Annotated in this window: 22 protein-coding genes; 18 read left to right on the forward strand and 4 right to left on the reverse strand. The window is 38.8% G+C overall.

Translation table 11 applies throughout. The annotated features are described in order from the left end of the window. Positions 1-92: 92 nt before the first annotated feature. Both QOL76_RS09070 and QOL76_RS09075 read right to left on the reverse strand, forming a co-directional pair. On the reverse strand, positions 93-2,921 hold the full coding sequence (locus tag QOL76_RS09070) for an alpha/beta hydrolase family protein (RefSeq protein WP_283412638.1): 2,829 nt from the start codon (positions 2,919-2,921) through the stop codon (positions 93-95). Between the two features lie 158 nt (positions 2,922-3,079). Continuing rightward, on the reverse strand, positions 3,080-3,610 hold the full coding sequence (locus QOL76_RS09075) for a hypothetical protein (protein WP_283412639.1): 531 nt from the start codon (positions 3,608-3,610) through the stop codon (positions 3,080-3,082). A 514-nt stretch (positions 3,611-4,124) separates the two neighbouring features. Here QOL76_RS09075 and QOL76_RS09080 point away from each other — a divergent pair. The 11 genes from QOL76_RS09080 to QOL76_RS09130 all read left to right on the forward strand — a co-directional run bounded on the left by QOL76_RS09080 (position 4,125) and on the right by QOL76_RS09130 (position 13,188). Further along, entirely contained in the window at positions 4,125-4,598 is a 474-nt protein-coding gene (locus tag QOL76_RS09080; RefSeq protein WP_057935770.1) for an Lrp/AsnC ligand binding domain-containing protein, read from the forward strand. A gap of 233 nt (positions 4,599-4,831) precedes the next feature. After that, complete coding sequence (gene sufB, locus QOL76_RS09085) at positions 4,832-6,277, forward strand: Fe-S cluster assembly protein SufB (RefSeq protein ID WP_283412640.1); 1,446 nt, start codon at positions 4,832-4,834, stop codon at positions 6,275-6,277. Positions 6,278-6,312: 35 nt separating this feature from the next. Beyond that, positions 6,313-6,705, forward strand: a complete 393-nt coding sequence (locus tag QOL76_RS09090) for a four helix bundle protein (RefSeq protein WP_283412641.1) — start codon at positions 6,313-6,315, stop codon at positions 6,703-6,705. Positions 6,706-6,752: 47 nt separating this feature from the next. Beyond that, a complete protein-coding gene (gene sufC, locus QOL76_RS09095; protein WP_283412642.1) occupies positions 6,753-7,517 on the forward strand; it encodes a Fe-S cluster assembly ATPase SufC in 765 nt (254 codons plus the stop codon). Between the two features lie 22 nt (positions 7,518-7,539). Then, complete coding sequence (gene sufD, locus QOL76_RS09100; protein ID WP_283412643.1) at positions 7,540-8,808, forward strand: Fe-S cluster assembly protein SufD; 1,269 nt, start codon at positions 7,540-7,542, stop codon at positions 8,806-8,808. Between the two features lie 3 nt (positions 8,809-8,811). Further along, the gene (locus tag QOL76_RS09105; protein WP_283412644.1) at positions 8,812-10,035 is read left to right on the forward strand and encodes a cysteine desulfurase; all 1,224 of its coding nucleotides are present in this window, start codon (positions 8,812-8,814) and stop codon (positions 10,033-10,035) included. Then, positions 10,032-10,463, forward strand: a complete 432-nt coding sequence (locus tag QOL76_RS09110; RefSeq protein WP_283412645.1) for a SufE family protein — start codon at positions 10,032-10,034, stop codon at positions 10,461-10,463. Before QOL76_RS09105 ends, QOL76_RS09110 begins: the two co-directional genes overlap by 4 nt. Further along, positions 10,456-10,812 carry an iron-sulfur cluster assembly protein gene (locus tag QOL76_RS09115; protein WP_283412646.1) on the forward strand — a complete coding sequence of 119 codons (357 nt, stop codon included), beginning with the start codon at positions 10,456-10,458 and terminating at the stop codon, positions 10,810-10,812. The genes QOL76_RS09110 and QOL76_RS09115 overlap by 8 nt, the downstream gene beginning before the upstream one ends. A 27-nt stretch (positions 10,813-10,839) precedes the next feature. After that, complete coding sequence (locus QOL76_RS09120; protein ID WP_283412647.1) at positions 10,840-11,262, forward strand: BrxA/BrxB family bacilliredoxin; 423 nt, start codon at positions 10,840-10,842, stop codon at positions 11,260-11,262. Positions 11,263-11,506: 244 nt separating this feature from the next. Continuing rightward, positions 11,507-12,793, forward strand: a complete 1,287-nt coding sequence (locus tag QOL76_RS09125) for a citrate synthase (RefSeq protein ID WP_283412648.1) — start codon at positions 11,507-11,509, stop codon at positions 12,791-12,793. Between the two features lie 134 nt (positions 12,794-12,927). Continuing rightward, positions 12,928-13,188: an acyl-CoA-binding protein gene (locus QOL76_RS09130; RefSeq protein ID WP_283412649.1), complete on the forward strand. Its 261-nt coding sequence runs from the start codon at positions 12,928-12,930 to the stop codon at positions 13,186-13,188. 51 nt (positions 13,189-13,239) lie between these two features. Here the strand turns inward: QOL76_RS09130 and QOL76_RS09135 are convergent, their stop codons facing one another. Then, positions 13,240-14,235 (reverse strand): bile acid:sodium symporter family protein, encoded by a 996-nt coding sequence (locus QOL76_RS09135; RefSeq protein ID WP_283412650.1) that lies wholly within the window; start codon positions 14,233-14,235, stop codon positions 13,240-13,242. After that, complete coding sequence (locus QOL76_RS09140; RefSeq protein ID WP_283413125.1) at positions 14,232-14,981, reverse strand: TrmH family RNA methyltransferase; 750 nt, start codon at positions 14,979-14,981, stop codon at positions 14,232-14,234. Before QOL76_RS09140 ends, QOL76_RS09135 begins: the two co-directional genes overlap by 4 nt. Positions 14,982-15,000: 19 nt before the next feature. Here QOL76_RS09140 and tamL point away from each other — a divergent pair, with 19 nt between their 5' ends. From tamL to QOL76_RS09175, 7 genes are all read left to right on the forward strand, one after another. Then, entirely contained in the window at positions 15,001-17,424 is a 2,424-nt protein-coding gene (tamL, locus tag QOL76_RS09145; protein WP_283412651.1) for a translocation and assembly module lipoprotein TamL, read from the forward strand. Between the two features lie 19 nt (positions 17,425-17,443). Next, positions 17,444-18,346, forward strand: a complete 903-nt coding sequence (gene hemF, locus QOL76_RS09150; RefSeq protein ID WP_283412652.1) for an oxygen-dependent coproporphyrinogen oxidase — start codon at positions 17,444-17,446, stop codon at positions 18,344-18,346. 5 nt (positions 18,347-18,351) lie between these two features. After that, a complete protein-coding gene (locus QOL76_RS09155) occupies positions 18,352-18,930 on the forward strand; it encodes a phosphatase PAP2 family protein (RefSeq protein WP_283412653.1) in 579 nt (192 codons plus the stop codon). Positions 18,931-19,075: 145 nt separating this feature from the next. Further along, positions 19,076-20,521 carry a hypothetical protein gene (locus tag QOL76_RS09160; protein WP_283412654.1) on the forward strand — a complete coding sequence of 482 codons (1,446 nt, stop codon included), beginning with the start codon at positions 19,076-19,078 and terminating at the stop codon, positions 20,519-20,521. 6 nt (positions 20,522-20,527) lie between these two features. Beyond that, positions 20,528-21,694 (forward strand): hypothetical protein, encoded by a 1,167-nt coding sequence (locus tag QOL76_RS09165; protein WP_283412655.1) that lies wholly within the window; start codon positions 20,528-20,530, stop codon positions 21,692-21,694. 4 nt (positions 21,695-21,698) lie between these two features. After that, positions 21,699-24,029 (forward strand): OmpA family protein, encoded by a 2,331-nt coding sequence (locus QOL76_RS09170; RefSeq protein WP_283412656.1) that lies wholly within the window; start codon positions 21,699-21,701, stop codon positions 24,027-24,029. A gap of 37 nt (positions 24,030-24,066) precedes the next feature. After that, positions 24,067-24,732 carry an outer membrane beta-barrel protein gene (locus QOL76_RS09175; protein ID WP_283412657.1) on the forward strand — a complete coding sequence of 222 codons (666 nt, stop codon included), beginning with the start codon at positions 24,067-24,069 and terminating at the stop codon, positions 24,730-24,732. Positions 24,733-24,772 lie beyond the last annotated feature (40 nt).

The raw sequence follows: 24,772 nt of genomic DNA on the forward strand, positions 1-24,772 counted from the left end.
ATATAAGCTATAAAAAACCCTGAATTAGTTAAAATTTAGTCAAAAAAAAATGGCCTCCATTATAAATTGAAGGCCATTTTAGTAAAAATCAATTATTGATTGAGCTCATATTTTAATGTCTTACCTTTCTGCACAGCAGGCAGCCCTTCTGTCATCCAAAGAGGTGCTGGAGCTCCCTTTAGGTAATGATCAAAGAACTGACTTAATCGAACTGATAAATCCTTTCTATTTTTACGTTGTACCAAATTGTGATCCTCACCATTATATTGAAGTAACCAAGCTGGCTGATTCAATCGCTTCAATGCCATAAACATCTCTATCCCCTGATACCACGGCACAGATCCATCTTCGTCATTATGCATGATCAGTACTGGCGTTTTGACTCTATCCATAAAAAACAGAGGAGAGTTCTCTATATAATAGACTGGTTTTTCCCAAAGAGTCCCTCCTATTCTAGATTGTGTTTGCTCGTATTGGAACATGCGGCTCATGCCAGTTCCCCATCGGATTCCTCCATAAGCTGAAGTCATATTCACTACCGGCGCACCAGCTCCTGCAGCTTTAAACATGTCAGTTTGAGTGATAAGATAAGCTACTTGATAACCACCCCAGCTCTGTCCCTGAATCGCAATATTATCAGCATCTACGAAGCCTTTGGCCACAATTGACTGAACACCTGGGATAATGCAGCTATAGGCACTTGGCCCTGGAAGTCCCAATTCATATTTGATATCAGGTACAAAAACCAAGTAGTCGTTACTGACAAAATATGGGATGTTAATCGTTGAAGCGCTAGGTGCGGGAGCTCTATAATTGTGTAAACCATCACTATTTCTCTCATAGAAATAAACCATCATTGGATATTTCTTTGACTCATCAAAATCCTCAGGCTTGAACAGTAGGCCTTGCAAAGGATCTCCATCATTGCTCACATATTCCACTAATTCCACTGACCCCCAATTAACACTGGCCTGTTGAGGATTGAGGTTAGACACCTTTTTAAGATTCTTAAAACTCAGATCCCCTAGATAAAGGTCTGGGTTCTCTTGATAAGTAGATTTGTTTAAAATAACTTCTGAACTTTCCTTGGCTTTGGTCAGTCCGGAATAACGATTTGCTGTCATTATTAACTGCTTTGGAGCAGTTTTGCCATCAAAAGAACCAGTGAAATAGCCTGCATCTTTTGTTTTTTCATTAAATGCAGTTAGTAATAACTGCCCTTTGGGATCGATACTACGCTCTTCTCTATCCAGATCCTGTCTTCTAAAAACTATGGAAGACTTTCTTCCTTCTCCCTGAGTCAAGTTAATAGCAGAAGAAGGATTTACAGGGTCTATTTTCCAAATATCGAACCTATCATATACCAGAAATGCCTCATCACCAGCTAGCCAACCCGCGTTACCATAGCTTCCAGGAAGAGATGGTGAGTCATGCAACTCTTCGTAGAATACTTCTGAGAGTTCTTTGGTGAGATTAATTTTCGATTTCTTCGCTACATCGTAAGCTACCCAGCTACTATCACGTCCATCATACCAGTAAACATACTTGCCTTCTGGTGAAATCGAAGGAAATCCTGAAGCGTCCTTCTCAATCAAGGCCTTTGAACCATCGGTGAAATCAATCAAGTACAAATCTCTACCAATCTGAATATCCCAACTGTAATTGATCCGATAAGGGGCATCTGAATAGGCCAGCCCAAAATCACGCTCTACTTTTGGTTCCAAGCTCACATTTTTCACTTCTAAATCAGCAAGTTGAGTGATTTTATCAGTGGTAAGATCTATAGCAGCTAGGTAAGAGAAACGTTCTTCCCTTCCCTTATTCTTGAGCTGCATGGGCTGAATCTCCGAATCCTGCCATCCCCAAATATCCAAGCTAACTCTTTGATCGTCTAATATTGTGGTATCACTTTCATAGCTATAATCTACGTAGTCTGGAGCTACACCAAAAAATAGGCGTTCTTCACTTTCAGAGAATTTAAGATTACCATTCTCGCTTATTCTCCCATTACTTAAAATTCCCTCAGAATCTTTTGTTACAATTTCTTTAAGATCAGCAGTAGCAGTCTTTACAAGGAAAAGTGAATGATATGGTTTCTTAGACTTTGCAGAATCATCGGTTGCTAAATATGCCAAGTACTTTGTTTTAGGTGAGAATGTTACTTCAGAATAGGAAGTCATGCCTTCAGAGATCAGTTTACTCTCCCCGCTCTCAAGGTTAAGTAGGTATAAAGCAACATTGTCTAAGGTATCTTCTTCGGCAAGGACGTAATGAAGAAAAGCTCCATCTTTGGAGAAGCTGTATGACTTCACTCGTTCAAAATCATAGCTCAGAGATCCATCCAATTTCCTTACGTTAAGCAGTGTTCCTTCAGTCTTTTTAGGTTTTTCAGCTTTAGTGGTAGAATCATTTTCGACTTCTTTATCCACTTTAGCTTTCTCTTTTTTCTCTTTTTCAAAATGAATAGCAACCCAACTTCCAGCCTTTTCAGGGAGTGAAAATGATTTTACTCTTGGGAATTTCTCCAAACTGCCGGCTTCCATATTATAAATGAATAGGCTGTCAGTTGGCATATCCTCCTTCTTTGTCTTTTTCAATTTCAATAAATAAACTGAATCAGCCTCAGGAACTATTTTTCCCACCGCATATAAATCATCTGCAGAAAATTCAAAGGAAGTTCCTCGTGGAATAACCTGACGGGTTGAGGGATTTTTGAAAGAAAAAATCTCCAGCCTATCATCTCCATCTTGAGGGCTGATTTGAAAACCCACCCATTGGCCATTTTTAGTTATTTTCTCAGAAGCCATTCTTTCCCAACCATCATAATCGGCATGGGTCAATGGTCTTTTCTGTTGCGCAAAAAGAATTTGCGATACCAAGAGTAACACTAAAAGTGTAGCTCCCAATTTGTGAAATTTCATAGTAAAGTAGATTAGCTAATAGTATAGGACCAAGAACCCAAAAATCGCATTTTCGATAATACTTTTCGAAAAACCGGCTATCAGGCACCCCTCAAAAGTAAATTACCCACATACTATTCACTAACCGCTCAAAAAAAAAAGCTGGAAAAACCAGCTTACTATTTTTGTATGATTAGCTCAAAAGTTTCTACACCATAAGTATCGAAACCAGGAACCGGTTTACAATCAGGCAACTTTCTAAGCACATAATCAATTCGTTCATACAACCCTTTATCTACATCGCTTAACACTTCAAATCCCATCAAACTTCCCTTGGAATTTACTTGAAGTAGAATTTTCACCTCGTCAATCAGAGCAGATTTTTTGGTTCTAAATAAAAAAGGGGAATAACTATCTATAATATCAAGCGTATTTTCAGACCAAACCCAATGAGAATTCAAGTTGGTAGCTAAATTATTTTCCACAGCAGAAAGTGGCGTAAAAGTCAAATCTGTTGATTCACTGGTTTTTGAGGAGCTAGAAGCACTTTCTACACTTCTCAACTTCAGCTTATGGTATTCAACAAAATCATTTGTAGCGATAGCACCACCATTAGAAACCTGGGCCACTAGTGGGTTACCTGCAATAGGTGTAAACAGACAAAAAATAAGGACTAAATAACTTAAAACTCTTAGAGAGCGCATTTTCATAATATCGAAGTATAAAAACAAAATATGATTATCCGCAATGTTGCCAGTCACCTTAGATTCTTTGCTTATCAAATTGGAAGAGCGATGACCAAAGTGGCCTCAATTCTTAAGTTACCTTGCTTTTGCCACCTTCTGGTAGAAAAGCGGATATACATAACACAAAAATACAGCTTTTAATTTTTCAAATACAATTTTATGTATTATAAATTTTAAACAGAAAACAAAAAAGTCTTGCCAAAAGCAAGACCCTTTTCAGAATATAAACCCAAATATAACTTTAGAGATTAAAAGTTTCAGAAGAAATTAAACTAAAATTTGGAAATGCAAATGATCTCAAATTTTAATTCGACTTTTTACTCTATGAACAAAATATTCGATTGAACATTTATATCAGGTCCAAAGTAAGTAGATTTTACTTTTAATTACAAATTGAAAAAAAAATTTTGCTATATTTTGAACAATCTCTAATTTACAGGCAGATTCATTAACAATCATCCAAAATCACTCGATAAAAATGGACAAAATTTTAGATATCGATAACATAGACTTAAAGATCATTTCTCTTTTGAATGAAGATGCGAAGACTCCATACACGGAAATCGCTAAAAAAGTCTTTGTATCCTCAGGAACTGTTCATGTGCGCATGAAAAAACTAGAGGATATGGGTATCGTAAAAAGTGCAACTTTAAATATTGATTTCTCAAAACTAGGATATGACATTTCCGCATTTTTAGGCATCTACCTTGAAAAAAGCTCCTTATACGATACTGTTATTGAAAAACTCAAGACAATTTCCGAAGTAGTAAGCGCTTATTATACGACAGGAAACTATTCGATTTTTGCAAAAATTATATGTAGAGACACCAATCATCTGCGATTTGTGCTTGACAATATTCAAAAAGTGGAAGGAATTGATAGAACAGAAACATTGATCGTATTGGAGGAATCAATAAACAGACCTATACAGTTTTTTGATAAAGAGAAATAAGCCAATTAAGATTAAATCTAAATAAAAGATTTATACAAATTCATTTAAAACGAAAAGTATTGAACCTTCAATACTTTTTTTTTGTAAAGACGGTATAGATTGGACGATAAGGGCATTTTCTATCGAACACTTATATGCTCGATAGAATTATCCAATGAGTAAAAACATATTATTTTCATTATATGTTGTACCTTCGCCGTTAAAATGTAATTAGTCTAAATAACTCAGCAAAAATGAGCAAAGACAATCAAATTTTAGAAGAACTAACATCAAAAGAATACGAACACGGATGGTCAGTGAACTATGAAGCCGATGAGGCTCCTGTAGGGTTAACTGAAGAAACTATCCGATGGATTTCTGCCAAGAAAGAAGAGCCTCAATGGCTTCTTGATTGGAGATTGAAAGCGTTCAAAACTTGGGAGGGCATGGCTGAGCCGAAGTGGGCTAATGTGCACTACCCTAAAATTGACTTACAAGCTCTCAAATATTATTCTGCCCCAAAACAGACTAACAAACCAAAGAGTTTGGATGAAGTAGATCCTGAATTGCTGGATATTTATAAGCGTTTAGGTATTAATCTGAATGAGCAGAAGAAACTCCAAGGGATAGCTGTGGATGCAGTTCTTGATTCAGTTTCTGTAGCTACTACATTCAAAGGAACTCTTTCTAAACTTGGAATCGTATTCTGCTCTTTCAGCGAAGCTGTAAAAGAGCATCCTGAATTGGTTAAGAAATATTTAGGTTCGGTCGTACCAATGACTGACAATTATTATGCAGCGCTAAATTCTGCTGTATTCTCTGACGGTTCCTTCTGTTTTATTCCAAAAGGCGTTCGTTGCCCAATGGAGCTTTCTACCTATTTCAGAATCAATGCTGCAAATACCGGTCAGTTTGAAAGAACACTGATTGTGGCAGAAGATGAATCTTACGTATCCTATTTGGAAGGTTGTACAGCACCGCAGCGTGATGAGAATCAATTGCATGCGGCAGTAGTAGAAATCTACGCTGGAGCTCATGCTGAAGTTAAATATTCAACTGTTCAGAACTGGTTCCCAGGTGATAAAGAAGGAAAAGGCGGGATTTACAATTTCGTAACTAAACGAGGTATCTGCGCGGGTGACTTCTCCAAAATCTCTTGGACACAAGTAGAAACAGGTTCGGCAGTGACTTGGAAATATCCTTCTTGTATCCTTAAAGGAGATAATTCGATCGGCGAATTTTATTCTGTAGCCGTTACTAATAATTATCAGCAGGCAGATACGGGAACGAAAATGATTCATATTGGTAAAAACACTAAGTCAAGGATCGTTTCCAAAGGTATTTCCGCAGGTAAATCCCAGAACTCTTATAGAGGTCAAGTGCAGGTAATGAAACGTGCGACAAATGCACGTAACTTCTCTCAGTGTGACTCTCTACTGATGGGAGATCGCTGTGGAGCGCATACTTTCCCATACATAGACATCAATAACCCAACAGCGAAAGTAGAGCATGAAGCGACTACTTCGAAGATCGGTGAAGACCAGCTTTTCTATTGCAACCAACGAGGTATCGCTACTGAAGATGCAGTTGCTTTGATCGTCAACGGTTATGCAAAAGAGGTATTGAATCAATTGCCAATGGAATTTGCTGTGGAAGCACAGAAGTTGTTGGCATTGACGCTAGAAGGGTCTGTTGGGTAACGGAATTTGAGATTTGAAATTTCTGATTTGAAATTATGGCAACCATCACTCGCTTTGAAGATCTAGACATCTGGAAAAAGGCGAGAGAATATTGCAAGATTATCTTTGACTTAACTCAACAAGATGGTTTTAGCAATGATTTTAGTCTGAAAAATCAAATTAATTCATCTTCTGGATCTATCATGGACAATATAGCTGAAGGTTTTGAGCGAGAAGGAAATAGAGAATTTATCCAATTCTTGAGTATTGCCAAAGCATCAGCAGGAGAGTCAAGGTCTCAACTTTACAGAGCTTTTGACAGAAAATTTATCACAGAAGAAACACTTAGTATAACTAGTGAAAAAAGTCTCGAAATCAGCAAGTCTATTTCCGGCTTTATAAAATATTTAAAGGACAGTGAGATAAGGGGAAACAAGTTTAAAAGCTAAAAGTAAGGTTGCCCCAATTTCAAATTTCAAATGTCAAATTTAAAATTATGTTAACAATAAAGAATTTGCACGCCTCTATCGAAGGGACTCCAATCCTAAGAGGTATCAACCTAGAAGTGAAAGCAGGAGAAGTTCATGCGATCATGGGACCAAATGGTTCTGGTAAATCTACTCTTGCCTCAGTTTTGGCAGGTAGAGAAGAATATGAAGTGACTGAAGGAGAAGTTTCTTTCAAAGGAAAAGATTTACTTGACCTTTCTCCAGAAGATAGAGCAAGAGAAGGTGTATTTCTTGCATTCCAGTACCCTGTAGAGATTCCAGGAGTTAGCTCGACTAACTTCCTAAGAACTGCAGTAAATCAAGTGAGAGAATACCGTGGTGAAGAAGCCCTTGACGCGGTGAAATTCTTGACACTGATGAAAGAGAAAATGAAACTGGTAGAAATGGATCAGAAGCTGCTAAGCAGAGCACTGAACGAAGGTTTCTCTGGTGGAGAAAAGAAGAGAAATGAGATCTTCCAAATGGCTATGCTTGCCCCTACCCTTTCTATTTTGGATGAAACTGATTCAGGACTTGACATCGATGCGCTTCGTATCGTTTCAAACGGAGTGAATCAACTGAAATCAAAAGATAATGCAACTATAGTGGTAACTCATTACCAGCGTTTGTTGGATTACATCGTCCCTGATTTTGTTCACGTTTTATATAAAGGACAAATTGTAAAATCAGGTACTAAAGAGCTTGCACTAGAGCTAGAAGAAAAAGGATACGACTGGATCAAAGACGAAGTAGATTCCAAGGCGACCGTTTGATTTTCATCCTAAAACATCACTCATGAGTACGCTTATTAAGCAAGATATACTTGTGGAATTATTGGCAAATGCAGGAACTGGCTTTGAGCAAGTTCGTGTAGCAGGAAAGGAAGCTTTCCAAGCCCAAGGATTCCCTACCAATAAATCAGAAGAGTACAAATTCACCGCGATCACTAAAAAGATAGAGCAGAGAATTCAAAACTTTCAGTTAGCAGGAGCTTTTGAAGTAACTGCTGAGCAAGTGAAATCAAATGTATTTGAAGGTTTCGAAGGAGATGTTTTGGTATTTACCAATGGGCATTTCCAGCAAGCACTTTCTTCTACGGTAGAGGGTGTGGAAATCTCACCTCTTTCAGAAAAAGCTAGTACAGCCCTTGGAAGTATTGCTAAGCCAGAGAAAGATCCGTTTTGTGCTTTGAACCAAAGTTCTTTTGACGGAGGGGTTTTCATTTCCGTTCCAAAAAAAGCTCAGATCCAGAAGCCTATCCTATTCTTGAATTTCTTTAAAGCTAACGCTGGTCAAGTGATTCAACCTAGAGTTTGGATTGAAGCGGGGGATTTCGCAGAAGTAACTTTCATCAATCACAGTGTGAACCTTAGTGACACATCCTACTTTGTAAATAAAGTTGTGGAAGTGAAAGGCGGAGTAAACACTCAGATACGTTACTACAAATTGCAGAATGAAGGTGAAAATGCGATCGAGGTAAGCAATATAGAAACAGACATTCAGAAAGACGGAAGATTCACTTCAGTGAACATTTCACTCTCTGGAGAAATGGTGAGAAACAACCTCAGCATCAATATCCTTGGAAGCAATTCTGAAGGCAATATGTACGGTTTATATTTGCTTGATGGCAAATCTCACGTGGATAATCATACCAATGTGGATCATACTGTACCACACAGTGAATCCAATGAACTATATAAGGGTATTCTGGCTGGCAGTTCACGAGGAGTTTTCAACGGGAAAATCTTTGTAAGACAAGATGCTCAGAAGACCAATGCTTTTCAGCAAAATAACAATATCCTCTTATCAGAAGATGCTGTGGTGAATACTAAACCGCAACTTGAAATCTGGGCTGACGATGTAAAATGTTCTCACGGCTGTACAACCGGTCAGTTGGATGAAGAAGCATTATTTTACCTACAAGCAAGAGGAATTGGCAAAGAGCAGGCAAGAGGTCTATTGCTTTATGCAGTAGCTGGAGAAGTAATCGAGCATATCACAGATGAGAGCTTCCGAGACTATTGCATAGCGCAAGTTCAGGAACGCTTAGGAAGTAACTTCTAAGAAATGGGATTAGACATAGAAAAAATCAGAGGTTTGTTCCCCGTGCTTCATCAAGAAGTGCATGGCAAACCTTTGGTCTATTTTGATAATGCCGCTACAACTCAAAAGCCTCAAGCTGTACTTGATGCACTGACGAATTATTATCAGCATGATAATTCAAACATTCACCGCGGAGCTCATGCGCTAGCTGATCGAGCAACTCGTTATTTCGAAGAAACGCGAGAGGCTATTCAGCATTTTATAAATGCCCGCGAAGCTGCAGAGGTCATTTTCACTAAGGGAACTACAGAAGGCATCAACTTGGTAGCTTCTACTTTTAGGAGAAAATTCGTGGAAAAAGGTGACGAGATCATCATTTCTACATTGGAGCATCACTCCAACATTGTGCCTTGGCAAATGCTTTGCGAGGAAAAAGGAGCTATTTTAAAAGTAATTCCTATCAACGAGGCTGGGGAAATTCTTTTCGAAGAATTCGAAAAACTACTTTCTCCTAAGACCAAATTGGTGAGTATCGTTCACGCATCGAATGCGTTGGGAACCATCAATCCTGTCAAGCAGGTAATTGATGCAGCACATGCTGTTGGAGCAAAAGTTTTATTGGACGGAGCGCAAAGTTCCAGTCACTTGAATATTGATGTGCAGGAGTTGGATTGTGATTTCTTTGCTTTCTCAGCGCATAAACTTTATGGTCCTACGGGTCTTGGCTGTTTGTACGGAAAAAGAGAAGTATTTGAAACCATGCCACCTTATCAAGGTGGTGGAGAGATGATCAAAGAAGTGACGTTTGAAAAGACCACTTACAATGAAATCCCTTTCAAATTCGAAGCTGGCACTCCAAATATTGGCGATGTCATCGCTTTCAAAGCAGCTATTGACTTTATCAACGAACTAGGTAAAGATGCTATTAGAGCACATGAAGACGAGCTACTTAGCTATGCGAACGAACAACTGTCCCAAATCAAGGGCTTTCTCCCAGTAGGAACAGCTAAGGAAAAAGTTAGTGTACTCTCATTCAATATCAATGCAATGCATCCTTACGATGTAGGAATGATGCTCGATGCTAATGGAATAGCGGTAAGAACTGGTCATCACTGTACGCAGCCATTGATGAAAAGATTGGGACTGGAGGGAACTGTGAGAGCCTCTTTCTCGGTTTATAACTCGAAATCAGAAATAGATAAATTGGCAGAAGGCCTAAGCCGAATTGCCAGAATTAAAAATAAATGAGCAGTATTCAGGAAGTTCAAGATGAGATAGTTTCGGAATTTGAAATCCTTGGGGATGACAAAGAATCCACGATTTATTACATCATGGAGCTGGGTGGAAGCCTGGAAGATTTCCCTGAAAATGAGAGAATCGAGGAAAATACCATCAAAGGTTGCCAATCCAAAGTATGGTTGATTGCGGATGAGAAAGATGGAAAAGTACATTTCCAAGCTGATTCCAACACAGATATTACCAAAGGATTGATCTCACTTTTATTGAGAGTATTGAACTATCGTAGCCCAGAAGAGATTATCAAGGCGGAACTAAATTTCGTAGAGAGAATCGGAATGGGCTCTATCATCGGAAGTCAGCGTTCAAATGGATTTGCCTCGATGATCAAGCAAATAAAACTATACGCTTTGGCTATTCAAACCAAGCAAAATGCCTGATAGTATGTCAACAGAAAGCAAAACGGAAACATCAGTAGGACAAATAGAAAACCTAAAGGAAAAGGTCATTCAAGCCATTAAGTTGGTCTATGATCCAGAGATTCCTGTGGACGTGTACGACTTAGGATTGATCTATGAGATCACAGTTTACCCCGTAAATAATGTATATGTGTTGATGACATTGACATCGCCTAATTGTCCTTCTGCGGAATTTATCCCTTCAGAGATCAAGGATAAAATCCAGCAGATTCAGGGAATCAATAATGTGGAGATCGAACTAACCTTTGACCCACCTTATTCTCAGGATATGATGTCTGAAGCAGCCAAACTTGAATTGGGCTTTCTTTAATTAAGAACTATATAAACTAGTAATATTATGTATCCAGAAGAATTGATCGCTCCAATGAGAGCGGAACTTTCCAGCGTAGGATTTGAAGAGTTCAGAACAGCTGAGCAAGTTGCAACGCATCTTGGTCCAGACCATAAAGGTACTACCCTTGTTGTAGTGAATTCAGTTTGCGGTTGCGCGGCAGGAGCTGCAAGACCAGGAGTAACTTATGCGGTAGAGAATTCACCCGTAAAACCAACTACACTTGCTACCGTTTTTGCAGGAAACGACAGAGATGCAGTGGAAAAACTAAGAGAGCTTTGTCTTCCTTACCCTCCATCTTCTCCAGCAATGGCACTATTCAAAGACGGGGAATTGGTTCACTTCATCGAGCGTCACCATATTGAAGGTAGAAACGCAAAAATGATCGGCGACCACTTGGTTGAAGTATTCGAGCATTTCTGCGCATAATATAAAAATAGCCCTTCGGGGCTTTTTTTATTCCTGAATTTCAATAATCAGGTACAAACACTAGAAACAAACTAGACTTATTGGAGGTTTAATAGTAAATCGAAAGAATTTCTTAAAATTTCTTTCACTTTCACAGGAATATTATTCCACCAAGCTATTTTCACCGCCAAAAAACTACCTGATTTTATTATCTTACGACCCTAATTCGAGGTTTTTTAAAATACGCAATCCAAACAATAATTATATGTCTGAATCAGCTAAGCTTTCTTTCAAAGGACAAGACTATGAATTCCCGGTAATCACCGGAACAGAAAATGAATCAGCGATTGATATCGCAAAACTTAGAGCATCCTCAGGTCTTATCACCCTAGACCCAGGATACAAAAACACAGGAGCTACAAAAAGCGCCATTACTTTTTTGGATGGTGAAGAAGGAATTCTTCGCTACAGAGGTTACAGAATTGAGGATCTGGCGGAGAAATCCACCTTCCTTGAGGTTTCTTATTTATTGATTTATGGAGAACTCCCTACTCAAGCTCAGTATGAAAGTTTCTCAAAAGAAATCACACATCACACACTAGTTCACGAGGACATTAAAAAGATTCTTGAGGGATTCCCGTCCAATGCTCACCCAATGGGCGTGCTTTCTTCAATGATTTGTGCACTTACGGCGTTCTATCCTGATTCGTTGAATCCTAATAGAACCGAAGAGGAAGTAAACTTGAGCATTATTCGTTTGATCGCAAAGATGCCAACTTTTGCAGCATGGGCATACAAAAACGAAATGGGTCATCCGGTAAACTATCCAGACAATGCATTGGACTATTGTTCAAACTTCCTGAAAATGATGTTTGCGCTGCCTGCTGAAAAGTATGACGTAGATCCAGTAGTAGCATCAGCATTAGACAAACTTTTGATTCTTCACGCAGATCACGAGCAGAATTGCTCCACTTCTACTGTTAGAATTGTTGGTTCTTCTCAGGCAAGCATCTACGCTTCTATTTCTGCAGGTATCAATGCGCTATGGGGTCCGCTTCATGGTGGAGCAAACCAATCTGTAATCGAAATGCTGGAAGCGATCAAAGCAGATGGTGGAGACGCGAAGAAGTATCTTGACAAAGCTAAAGACAAAAATGATCCATTCAGATTGATGGGCTTTGGTCACAGAGTTTATAAGAACTTCGATCCAAGAGCAAAAATCATCAAGAAGGCAGCTGATGATGTATTGGAGAAATTAGGTGTTAATGATCCAGTTTTGGATATCGCCAAAGAGCTGGAGCAAGCAGCATTGAATGATCAATACTTCATCGATCGTCAGTTGTATCCAAACGTTGATTTCTACTCAGGAATTATCTACAGAGCGCTTGGTATCCCAACAGACATGTTCACAGTGATGTTTGCACTAGGCAGACTTCCAGGCTGGATCGCCCAGTGGAAAGAAATGCGTGAAAATGGTGAACCAATCGGTCGTCCAAGACAGGTATATACTGGAGAAAATGAGCGTGACTACGTATCAATGAATAAGCGTTAATCGTAGAATACCTTCCCCAACTCAATAAAATAACCAGCTGAATCAGCTGGTTATTTTATTTATATGCAAGTATAGCTGCAAATTAACAACTGGTATTAAATTTGGGCTTTCACCCCTAACCAAACACTAAAGAAATGTCTAGCAATACCTTTGAAGAAGCCGTAGCAGCAACAAAAAAATTCACTTCCAAACCAAGTAACGAGGAGCTATTAAAGCTTTATGGCCTATACAAGCAGGCTACTGAAGGAGACAATGAAACAGAACGTCCAGGTGGATTTGACTTCAAAGCAGCTGCCAAGTACAATGCTTGGATGAACATGAAAGGTAAGTCCAAGGAAGAAGCTGCTGATCAATACGTACAACTAGTGGATCAACTCTCAAAAACACATACATAACAATAAAAGCCCGAAATTGGGCTTTTGTAGTTCTTAGACTAATGCAGATTTTCAATAAGTGGTATCCTTTCTCGAAAATCTTGATGCGATAATACTACCTGCAATTAGTTGCTGAATGTGATACAACATGAGTGGAAGCAGAACCAAACCCAACGTAGCAGGATCTGGGAAAATCACTTTCCCAATAACTACACCTTGGACAAGTGACTTTTTGGAGCCACAAAATAATGCCGTCACCCGGTCTTCCCAGCTAAAGCCCAGCATTCTCGTCAAGACTTCAATAACCACCCATACAAGGAAAAATAATCCAAGCATGGTCGCTCCCACCTCGAGCAAAACGCTGGATTTATATGGCGAAAAGACATCCTGAGAAAATGACTGTGCAAAAGAGGTAAATACGATGATCATGATGACCGACTGATCCACGTATTTCAATGCTGATAGATGTTTCTCTATTTTTGGGAAAAGCCATCTATGTGCAAATACACCTACTATTACCGGCAATAAGACTTTCACAGAAAGCTCTCCCAGTGTAGGCAAGAAATCCATTTCAATATCTGAGGAATCTGCCAGAATCCCCATCCAGGCTGGAGATATTACCACTCCAAGTAGACTGGAAATACTGGCATTGAAAATAGCCCCCGGAATATTACCATGTGAAATAGAAACCATCACTACCGAGGCACTGACTGTGGATGGAAGTACGGAGAGGTAAGTAATTCCTAATTGAAAATCCTTGTCTATCCAGCTCATAAAAGGCAAAAGAGCAAGCACTAGCAATGGAAAAATCACAAAGGTGGTGAGCTGAATGAGTACATGTAGCTTCCAGTTTTTTAACCCGGTAGCCAACTGTACTGGATCAAGCTTCACTCCGTAAAAAAAGAAAACCAACCCTATTCCAACATTGATGATAGGTTTCCAAGGCACTGGAGATTGATTAGAACCTGCAAAGGGGAATAACCATGCTAAGAAAATAGCGGCAAATAATCCTAGCAAAAACCCGTTAATTCCGACTTTATTGAGTGTTCTGGCTAACTTTTGAATCATCTGACTAACAATCGCTTGAAATTATCGCAAAGTATGGCGGTAGCGATAGCTACATTCAATGACTCAGCTTCACCGAATCCCGGAATCGTCACCTTATCTGTCACTACAGCTTCAAGTTCTGTAGAAATTCCGTTTGATTCATTTCCCATCAAAATCACTCCCTCCTGGATTTGATTCATTTGGTGAACATTTTTCCCGTTCAAAAATGCTCCATACACAGGAACATTCCATTGCTTAAAAACAGCTTTTAAATCCGCATAGAAAAAGTTGACTCGGGTAAAAGAGCCCATGCTGGATTGGATTACTTTAGGATTGTAAAAATCAGCCGTCTGGTCAGAAAAAACCAGATTTTTAATGCCATACCAATCTGCAATTCTAATGATAGTTCCGAGATTTCCTGGATCTCTCACATCGTCAAGGCCAATTACGAAATTACCCTTTGGGAAATCAAAAGCGCTGTTTGTTTTCATGTGAACTACGGCTAGCGCACTGTCATTGCTTTGGTATTGACCTAGAGTTTCAAGTTGATTCTGAGTAGCCAAAATCACCTGGACGCCAGACTTACCGATGAGACTTTTATACTTTTCAAAGAATGAATCTGTAGCCACAAGTAAGTCCAGCCTGAAATCTGAGTTCAATACTTCTACAACACTCTTTTCACCTTCCACAAAGAACTTTTGTTCCTGATTTCGGAATTTCTTTTGATGTAAGGATTTAATAAACTTAACTGTATTTTTGCTAAGCATTCGGATCGACTCTGCCATTTTGAAATTCACCAAATATATACTTTTTATCTGTGTCCTCTGGGCCATGTATGCGTGCTCGCTGAGCAAAAATTTGCCTGAGGGCAAGTATGTCCTTGAGAATAATGAGCTTAAGGGAGTACAGAAAGCTAATCATCTTGAAATTGAGAATTTATTTTTTCAAGAACCTAATACCAGAATCCCACTTACTAATTCCTCCCTCGGGGTGAGTATTTACAGATTTGGTCAGCTCTTTTACGATTCTGCGAAAGTGAGAGCAAAACTAGCTCTGAAAGAATCGGAACTACAAGAGATAAAAACATCTCTTGATGAAGAACAGACAAATCGAAAGCTTATTAAAAAGCGAGATAAAGTCCAGACAAAAATTCAGGATCTGGAAAAAATGGAAGAATATGGCAATTTCCTAATGAGAACAGGAAATCCGGTGACTATCCTTGATAGTGCAGAAACCAAAAAAACGGTAATAGAAATTGATAATTACCTCTATAATAAAGGTTTTTTGGATGCTCAAGTCTCCTTTGAAGTAGAGACCAAAAAGAAAAAAGCGACAGTAACATATATTTTGGAAGAAAAAGAACCCTACGTACTTGATTCGATTTATACCAACTCGGTGAATGAAGGCTTATTATCCTTAATCAGAGAAACAAACACAAAGTCATTTATAGTAAAAGGAGATAGTTACGACCAAAGCAATTTCACTAAAGAAAGAGCACGTCTTGAAGAGCTTTTCAAAAACAATGGATATTACATGTTTACAAAAAGTTTTATCGATTACAATCTCTATTACGATACAACTTCCAAAAAAATTAACGTTGAGCAACGGATCCTCAAGCCCTCTTTTGCAGATAAGCATGAAGTCTATAGTGTTGATTCAATCACTTTCAAAATAAGTCCGCCTAGTGATGAGTTTGTGGATGAAAAAATCCAGCGAAACTATCGTGATATTGACTTTACATTTTATAGAGATCGTTTTTCCACAAAACTCCTTAGCTCCAGAATATTGTTTGATGAAGGGCAAATTTACAAGCGAATAGACATCGTAGAAACTCAAAAGCAGTTAAGTAACCTTGACCTCTTCAGGTATATAAACATTTCATTTGATACCGTTGGGACGCGTCTTACGGCCAAGATCCTAACTCAACCTAATCAGAAATATCAGCTGACCAATCAGCTAGGTTTGAGCATCACAGAGCAATTACCCGGGCCATTCTTCAGTACTGTGCTGAGAAACAGAAATTTCTTTAGAGCGGGGGAAATTCTGGAGTTCAACGCACGAATAGGTTATGAAGGAGTAGCATCAGCAACAGATCAGGGAGTTTACCAAAGTAAGGAATTTGGCGCATCTGCCTCTGTTATTTTCCCAAGATTCCTTATTCCATTTTATGGAATAAGCTTACAGAAGTTTGGACAGTACAATCCAAACACTAGAACCCAACTTGGCTATAATTATACTAATCGCCCGGAATACACCCGTTCTGGTCTCAATGCACTTCTCGCATATACCTGGGTTACCCGAGGCAATAGACAGCAGTTCACCATCAATGCTGCAGATATAAATTACATTAGAACACCTAATATTTCTGATGAATTTGGGCAGGTATTGTTGGATTTGGAAGACCAGGGAAACAACCTAATCTGGTCTTTTCTTCCATCTTTAATCAGTAGCGTATCTGCTCAGTCTATCATTAATTTCAATGATTATGGCAACTATAATTCAACCAATAAAGCGTCGCTGCTCAAGCTCTTTGTAGAAAGTGGCGGAACTACTCTGAATTTTGTAAACGCATCAAGCAATAACGAAACTACTGATTTTGCCCGATTCCAATGGCTAAAACTTCAAGCTGATTTCAGAAGATATTATCCCTTAAACCAAAAGTCTACTATTGCTTATCGCGCTAATTTTGGAATAGCAAACCCCTATGGAGTGAGTAGCGGAATTCTCCCGTACGAAAAGTATTTTTTCGCAGGTGGAGGTACAAGTATAAGAGCTTGGCAAGCGAGGCGATTAGGTCCAGGAAGCTATACACCTCCTATAGGCGAAAAAGGACGGTATGATTATGCTTTCGAGCAACCTTCAGAGATGATCTTTGAAACTATGTTGGAATATCGAAGAAACTTGGCTGGATATTTCGATATGGCAGTTTTTGTCGACGCAGGAAATGCTTGGATGATCGGTACTGATAGCTCGCGTCCAGGATCTGATTTTAGATTTAATAGGTTTTATAAAGAAATAGCAGTGGGAGCTGGAGTAGGTTTACGGATGGATTTCAATTTCTTGGTAATCAGGCTTGACTTGGCTACCAAAGCAGTAGATCCCTCAATGCCTGAAGGAGAGCGCTATGTGTTGGATAATATATCCTTCAATAGACTCTTTGGTTTAAAAGGCCAAACTGTGCTTAACTTTGGCATAGGTTATCCTTTCTAATAAAAGAATTACAATAAAAATGTCACGCAAGAGCAAAGAAGAAATAGCTGAAATCTACAGCCAAATTCAGGATTACATCTGTAGCCAACTAGAAATAGCCGATGGATCTGGCAAGTTTATCGAAGACAAGTGGGAAAGACCAGCTGGTGGTGGCGGTAGAACCCGAATTTTTAAAAATGGACAAATTATTGAAAAAGGCGGGGTTGCTTTCTCGGCTGTGCATGGGCCAACCCCTGATAAAATTCTAAAAAAGCTAAACTTAGATCAAACTGACTTTTTTGCTACAGGCGTATCTATAGTTTTGCATCCAAAAAGTCCAATGGTTCCGATTATCCACATGAACATTCGTTATTTTGAAATGGAAAATGGGGAATATTGGTTTGGAGGAGGAATAGATTTAACTCCACACTATATAGATGTGGCAGATGCAAAATATTTCCACCAAGAAATAAAAAAAGTCTGCGATGAATTTAATGTAGACTATTATCCGAAATTCAAGAACTGGGCAGATGATTATTTTTACATCAAGCATAGAGATGAAACACGTGGAATCGGAGGTATTTTCTACGATAGACTAAAGGCTAAAGACGATCAGGAGTTTGAGCATATCTTACAATTCAGCTTGTCTTTAGGACGTTTATTTCCAACTATTTACGGGTATTTCATGAAGAAAAACTCTCAAATTCCATTTGGTAAAAATGAAAAAGCATGGCAAAATCTAAGAAGGGGACGCTATGTAGAGTTTAATCTCGTTTGGGATGCAGGAACTAAGTTTGGCTTGGACACCAATGGAAGAACTGAGAGTATCTTGATGAGTATGCCTCCTACGGCCGAGTGGGAATATATGCATGAACCAGAAATTGGCTCACAAGAAGAATTGACACAAAGTCTTCTAAAGAAAGGAATTGACTGGTTAGCTTAAAACTTATGTTAGAAAAACTCAAAAACTGGGATGAAGAATTATTCCTCTGGTTGAATTCCTATCACGTTGATTGGCTAGACGCGGTATTTTTCCAAATCACTCAAACGATCACTTGGATACCCTTCTACTTAATCGTTTTGTATTTTATTTATAAGAGTGACCCAAAAAGTAGCTGGTGGGTATTTGGTGGCATTGCTTTAACAATACTTTTGGCAGATCAGACTACATCAGGTCTAATGAAACCCCTATTTGAACGTTTGCGGCCTTGCCATGATGAGCGATGGTCAGGAATGATTCATAACTATGGGAGGTGTGGCGGATTATACGGGTTTGCTTCGTCCCATGCAGCAAATACATTTGGGTTTGCCACTTTTCTTAATTTAAAAATGAAAGGAAAACTTCGATTCTTGCCTTGGTTGTTTTTATGGGCAGCGGTAATATCCTATACCAGAATATATTTAGGGGTGCACTATCCTACAGATATACTGGTAGGGGGAATTGTCGGTGTTTTGGCAGGGTTTATTAGCTGGTTTATTATAGTGTTTGTCAGAAGAGAGATTTTAAAACTAATACTTAAAGATTGATACACAGAAATACCCATAGTTTTATTAAAATCATTCTATTTTTTAAACATTATTCAAATTCAAGTACTTTTTTCCTTAGAGTTTTTAAATTTGGGGAAGGTTTTTTATTGAATAGCTTTCTGACTTTTAATTAGACGCCAGCCGAATGTATTATTCTCTTTTTCGAAAATTATGTTGCCTGCTTTTTCTGCCTTTGGCTATAGGTGTAGACCTTCATGCTCAGGACACGCATCACTGGAGCAAACAATTTGGTACTAGAGCTGCTCTCCTTGGTGGTGCTGTGCTCACTGATACGCTGGACAATGCTGGAGTATTTTATAATCCTGGTAACCTCGGCTACTTGGACACCACTTCTCTTTCTATAAATGCCAACCTCTATGGTCTAGAAAACATAAACATTCAAAATGCATTAGGTCAACGAGCTGATTTTAAAGGCATTCAATTCAATACTGTCCCGCTGCTAGTGAGTGGATCGCTTGCCACAAAATCAGATTGGAATCTGAGTTATGGCTTACTTACTCCTGTAAGTTTTAATTTCAATGGAGTAGCTAGAATAGTGGGGGAATTCGATGTCGCAGGAGAGGAATTAAGTCCAGGTAAAGAAGAAGTAGTCTCTGAATCAGGCATTATTACCAAAGTCCAAGAGACGACAGTAGCTCTTGGGATCGGCAGAAAACTAAGCTCTAATTTAGGGTTTGGGATAAGTCTATTGAATACCATTCGCACAGTCAACTATTCTTACCGATTCTCTGCAAAAGCATTAACGAACAATGAAGATTACATTTTGATGGCTAGAACTCAAAATGAATTCATTAACTATTTCGCCTTGCGAACCGCATTAAAATTAGGCTTAAACTATCAGAATGACACTTATGGTTTTGGGTTAGCAGTGACTAGTCCAGGACTTGACTGGCTAGGCAATGGTACAGTAGCACAGGATCTTACCCTATCTAATATTAATACTGCTGGCTCAGATCAGCCTTTAACCGCATTTGCTTCAGATCGACAGGAAAAATTAAAAACTAATTATAAATCTCCATTTGAAATAGCATTTGGTGCTCATAAAGCTTTTAATCGTTCTATCATTAGTTTCAACCTCACCCACTTTGGAGGATTTGACAGATATAGAATTATAAATGCATCCCCGGGAACACTTGTTAGACCCGATAATGGAAATTCAATCGACAGTCAGGATTTTTTAAATGTAGAAACAGCAATGAAACCAGTTACAAATTTTGCGATTGGATATGAAAATCGATGGAAAGAAAATATTACATTATTAGGGAGCTTTAGAACTGATTTCAGCTATTTTGATAAAGAAAGTGTAGAAAGCAGACAATTAAAATCCGAAATCACTCAATGGGATATCTTCCATATATCAATGGGTACAGAAATAAAAAAATCTCGGAGCAGCCTAACACTTGGTATTATTTATAGTTTTGGTTCAACTCAAGAATATTTACAAAGGGGTAGTTTTTACAATGTAGAAGCAGATCAACTGCTGGAAGGCGCACTAGTTGTGACTAAAGCAGGATATACAAATTTTGGACTTTTAATAGGGTATGCATTCAATTTTAAGAAATTCAATTAACAGACTATGAAAAAACTTATATTCTTTGCTTTAGTCTTTGGATTTTGGTCACAAGAAATTAAAGCTCAAGTGACTACAGTCAATTTAGACCTGATCACTGGCAAAATAAACGGTGGTAAACCTCTTCCGACTGAGGAAGAGTTTTATATACAGGGATCAATTCCTGAAAAAATAGAAATGGTAAAGCTGTTGATTTACCCATCTAAAAAAACCGACAAGGCGGGCTATACATATTTTTGGAAAGCTCCATTTGGTTATGATGACCTCTCCTATCACCTATTAGTGGCTGATCCACTGCGGTCAAACACTGACTATTATTTAGAATTTGGTTATTACCAAAAAGCTGGCGCCGATCAGATCACGGAGGTGCGTTCGCTCATTCATCAAAACATCAAAACCTATCTTAGTACCGTCACTACGATCAAAAAAGGAGGAATAAAATTTTCAGAGTCAGATGAAGTATTGATCAACAATCTATCAAAAATTGTTGAGCAGGGTGCTTATTATTTTGAATTGCCAAATGGAGAGAAATTCCCTGGATTCAGTGACATCACCAAAGCAAAACTGGAGCAAAGAGGAAAGCTGAAAATGGGCAAGGCAAAGTATAATGTAACCGGAATGTCGGAAGCTGATAACGCTAGGGCATTGTTTGCGGATGAATACATTACCGATTTAGAGAACATACTCTTCTCAGAAGTAGATCAATACCTAAGTCCTAATATGCTGGTAAGAGTAAATGAAAATACCTTTGATAGTTATCCTACTGAAAAAACAGCAAATTCCCTACCTATCAATGTGGGCTATGGAGCTATCTCCCTAAGTAAAGGATTGCCAGATCAGGAATTTGTGACCAGCCCTTATGCAGGAATTTCCTTTCCTCTTGGAAATAGAACATTTGCTAGATTCATGAATAACATGTCCATCTCAACAGGCTTCTTTTTGTCCAATAAAATGGAAAACCAACTTGGCGAAAAAATCTCAGGACCAGTTTTAGATAGACCTATTTATGTAGGCTTGGGTTATAATTTCTTCAGATTCATCCGGTTAAATGCAGGAGGGACATTCATCACCACCGAGCAACTTAGTGGGCAAAGCGCAAAATCCTTCCAACCATTTGTTGGAATAAGTGCTGAATTCAATCTTTGGTTGGGTATTGGAAACAAAAAAAGATAGGGACATGAAAAAGCTAAGTTTATTAATTCTCGCTTTTGCCTTTGCCTATTCTGCACAGGCTCAACTGCATGGCTACAAATGGAGATTTGGAGCAAGTGCTGGCACCACCAACTACTTTGGAGATATTCGTCCTCTTAAAGCAGATAATTTCCAGAATTTTACACAATACTATAAACGCTACAAAACCTATTCAGAGCAACTATCCTATCAAGTTTCTATAGAATACGCACTTGGAAATTCCGTGGGATTAATGCTTACAGGAGGCAGTTATCAATTTGGTTCCAGTGATAGGTTTATACAAAATGATGGAACGCTCTATACTGAGAGTCCTTCATTTGATCGTGCATTAAATTTTCAGACGGATGTATATGATGCAGGATTATCTTTTGTAATCAAGCCTGATAACAATTGGCTGCTATCAGGAAAGTCATTCTTTGCACCCTACCTGACTTTAGGCTTAGGGGTTCAAAGCTTCAGCGTCAAGGGAGATTTGCTTGATGCTGATGGAAATCGATACGATTATAACAACCCTAATGTAATTCCTGATGGAACTTTCGAAACTGACTTGACATCATTAGGGACAGAGCGTTCTGATAATTATAAAACAAGTTCCTACTATGCCAATCTTGGTTTAGGCGTACGTTTCAGAATCACAAAAACCATTGAAATATTTGCCCAATCAGATTTCAAGAGAACTAACACTGATTATTTGGATGATGTGTCCGGGCTTTACAGATCCACTTATGACAATGATTTCCAAGCATATGCAGCAAAGCCAGGCACCAATATAGTACCTGCTGAAAGCCCATATAGAGGAATGGAGAACGGCCGTCCTGACTGGTACATTTACCATGGAATAGGTATAAAATTCAGTCTAGGTGCTAATAAAAAATCCTTCAATCCACCTGTAATTACGCAGCGCTATACTTACGTCCCAACTGAGCTTTCAAATTCTCAATTGGCTAGAGAAGATTCGCTGGAAAGAGCTAAAATGGGGGCACAAGCTATTACCAATAATTACTTCACAGTAATTCAGCTACCTGAAACTAGACAATCACTAGGAACGCAAACAGTAACAGACTCGGCTGCTTTGGTACAAATAAAAGCCATGAGAGATTCTCTGCAGAACAGTAGAGCGCAAGTGAATGAAGAAATGGCATCAACTGAACGTGAGTTAGCAGACATTGATGAGACAATTGCACTTGCCCAGCAAGATTCAAGCGTTTCTGGAGCCGTGACACAAGCCAGAGTACAGAACTTAGAAGGTGAAAAATCCATAGCCCAGGGGAAAATGACAACTTTGAATACCCTTGCTTTAGAAAACCAATTCAAACTGGACTCTCTCAACTCTATTCAAATTAACACCACCACTTCACCTATTGACTCTGCGTCTATGATGAAGGAATTAATCATATATCCTGGTCAGGTGAGTAGAATTTTATATTCCAGCAACGGATCAGTATTGTCTCTAGATTCAGCCTCACAAGCACAATCTGCTTCATCAAGATCGGCATCAAATCCTGAAACAATGACGCGGGAGGAATTTGATGAGGAAATGGAGAAGTTCCGTGCTGATATGCTTACAGCCCAAGCGACAAGAGATTCTGCTATGATGATGGCCTTTGCGAATAAAATCCCGGTGTATGAAGCTCCCGAGCAAGTCGAAGCGGCCCCTCAAGAGTTGACGATCAACACTGAAGCTATGGATGACAAAACCGCTAAGAAATTAGAGAAAAATAGAAAGAAACAGGAGAAGCTAGACAAGAAAAACAATGAAGTCCTCAAGGATGCCCTGCTCGTAGGAGGTACTGCAGCAACCACGGCAGCAATTACCTCTAGTGGAGATAAAAAGACAGAAGAATTAGCAGCGGCAAATGACTCTACACTACGTGCCCGCATAGCTATGGACTCAATACTTATAGACAGTCTCTCAAATCTCCCACGTATGGTGGACACAGTGACCGTCACGGAAGTAATCGAAAAGAACATAGAAACGTTACTTAATGAAAGTAAAGTAGAAGTGTACTTTGCAATAAATGAATCTACGCTAGCTGATGAAGAGCGCGAAAAACTTGAACCTATATCAGAATTCTTAAAGAAAAATGAGGATGTAGTGGTAGAGTTAGTTGGATTTGCAGATAACACCGGTTCGGTAGCCTACAATCTCGCACTTACTGAAAAACGTGTAGCTGCTGTCACCAAGGCTTTCACTGATTATTACAAAATAGATGCAGAACGGATAACAGTTAGCAATGGGGGATTAATCGTGAGAGGAAGATCTAAAGGGTCTGTTGAAACAGACCGAAAAGTAGAAATTCGTGTATTAAAAAAATAAATCATATATAAATTAAAGAAACTAAACTTTCAATGAGATGAAAAAGGTATTCACAACCCTCTTTTTGCTTACCGCGATTACAGCCATATCATATGCACAGGAATTAAGAATCAACACCTACGCTGGGTATGTATTTAAAGATAATGTAGATTCATATTATTCTAGTAGTTCCTATTTCAACGGTCAGATTCAAGATGGATTGAGATGGGGAGCAGGGATAGAGTACCATATCCCAAATAAAGGAGCAATCGAACTTCAATATCTACGTCAAGACACTAATGCGCCTACGATTTATCAAGATGGTGGCATTTTTGGGGGACAAATCCAAAACACTGATTTCGATATGGCCATCAACTGGATCATGTTGAATGGCACGAGGTATTTCAAGGTGAATGAAATCGTAGAGCCATTTGCTGGAGCTGGTTTTGGGTTGGGTATATTTAATGTTTCAAATCCCGACAATGGCAATGAAAATTCTGCCACAAAGTTTGCCTGGAATATCCGTGGAGGATCTAATTTTTGGTTAGCCGAAAATATTGCTATTCGAGTTCAAGCTTCATTATTCTCAGCAACTCAAGCTATTGGCGGCGGTCTTTACTTTGGTACAGGAGGAGTTGGAGGAGGTCTTTCAAGTTATTCCAGCTTATATCAATTTGGCTTAGAGGGAGGTTTGGTTTTTAGAATACCTCAGCCTGCAAAATAGTTTCAAAATCCCATTTCAATTGAAAACCATCGAGAAACCC

Origin of the sequence: Algoriphagus winogradskyi (assembly GCF_900182815.1) — a bacterium.
Lineage (GTDB): Bacteria > Bacteroidota > Bacteroidia > Cytophagales > Cyclobacteriaceae > Algoriphagus > Algoriphagus winogradskyi.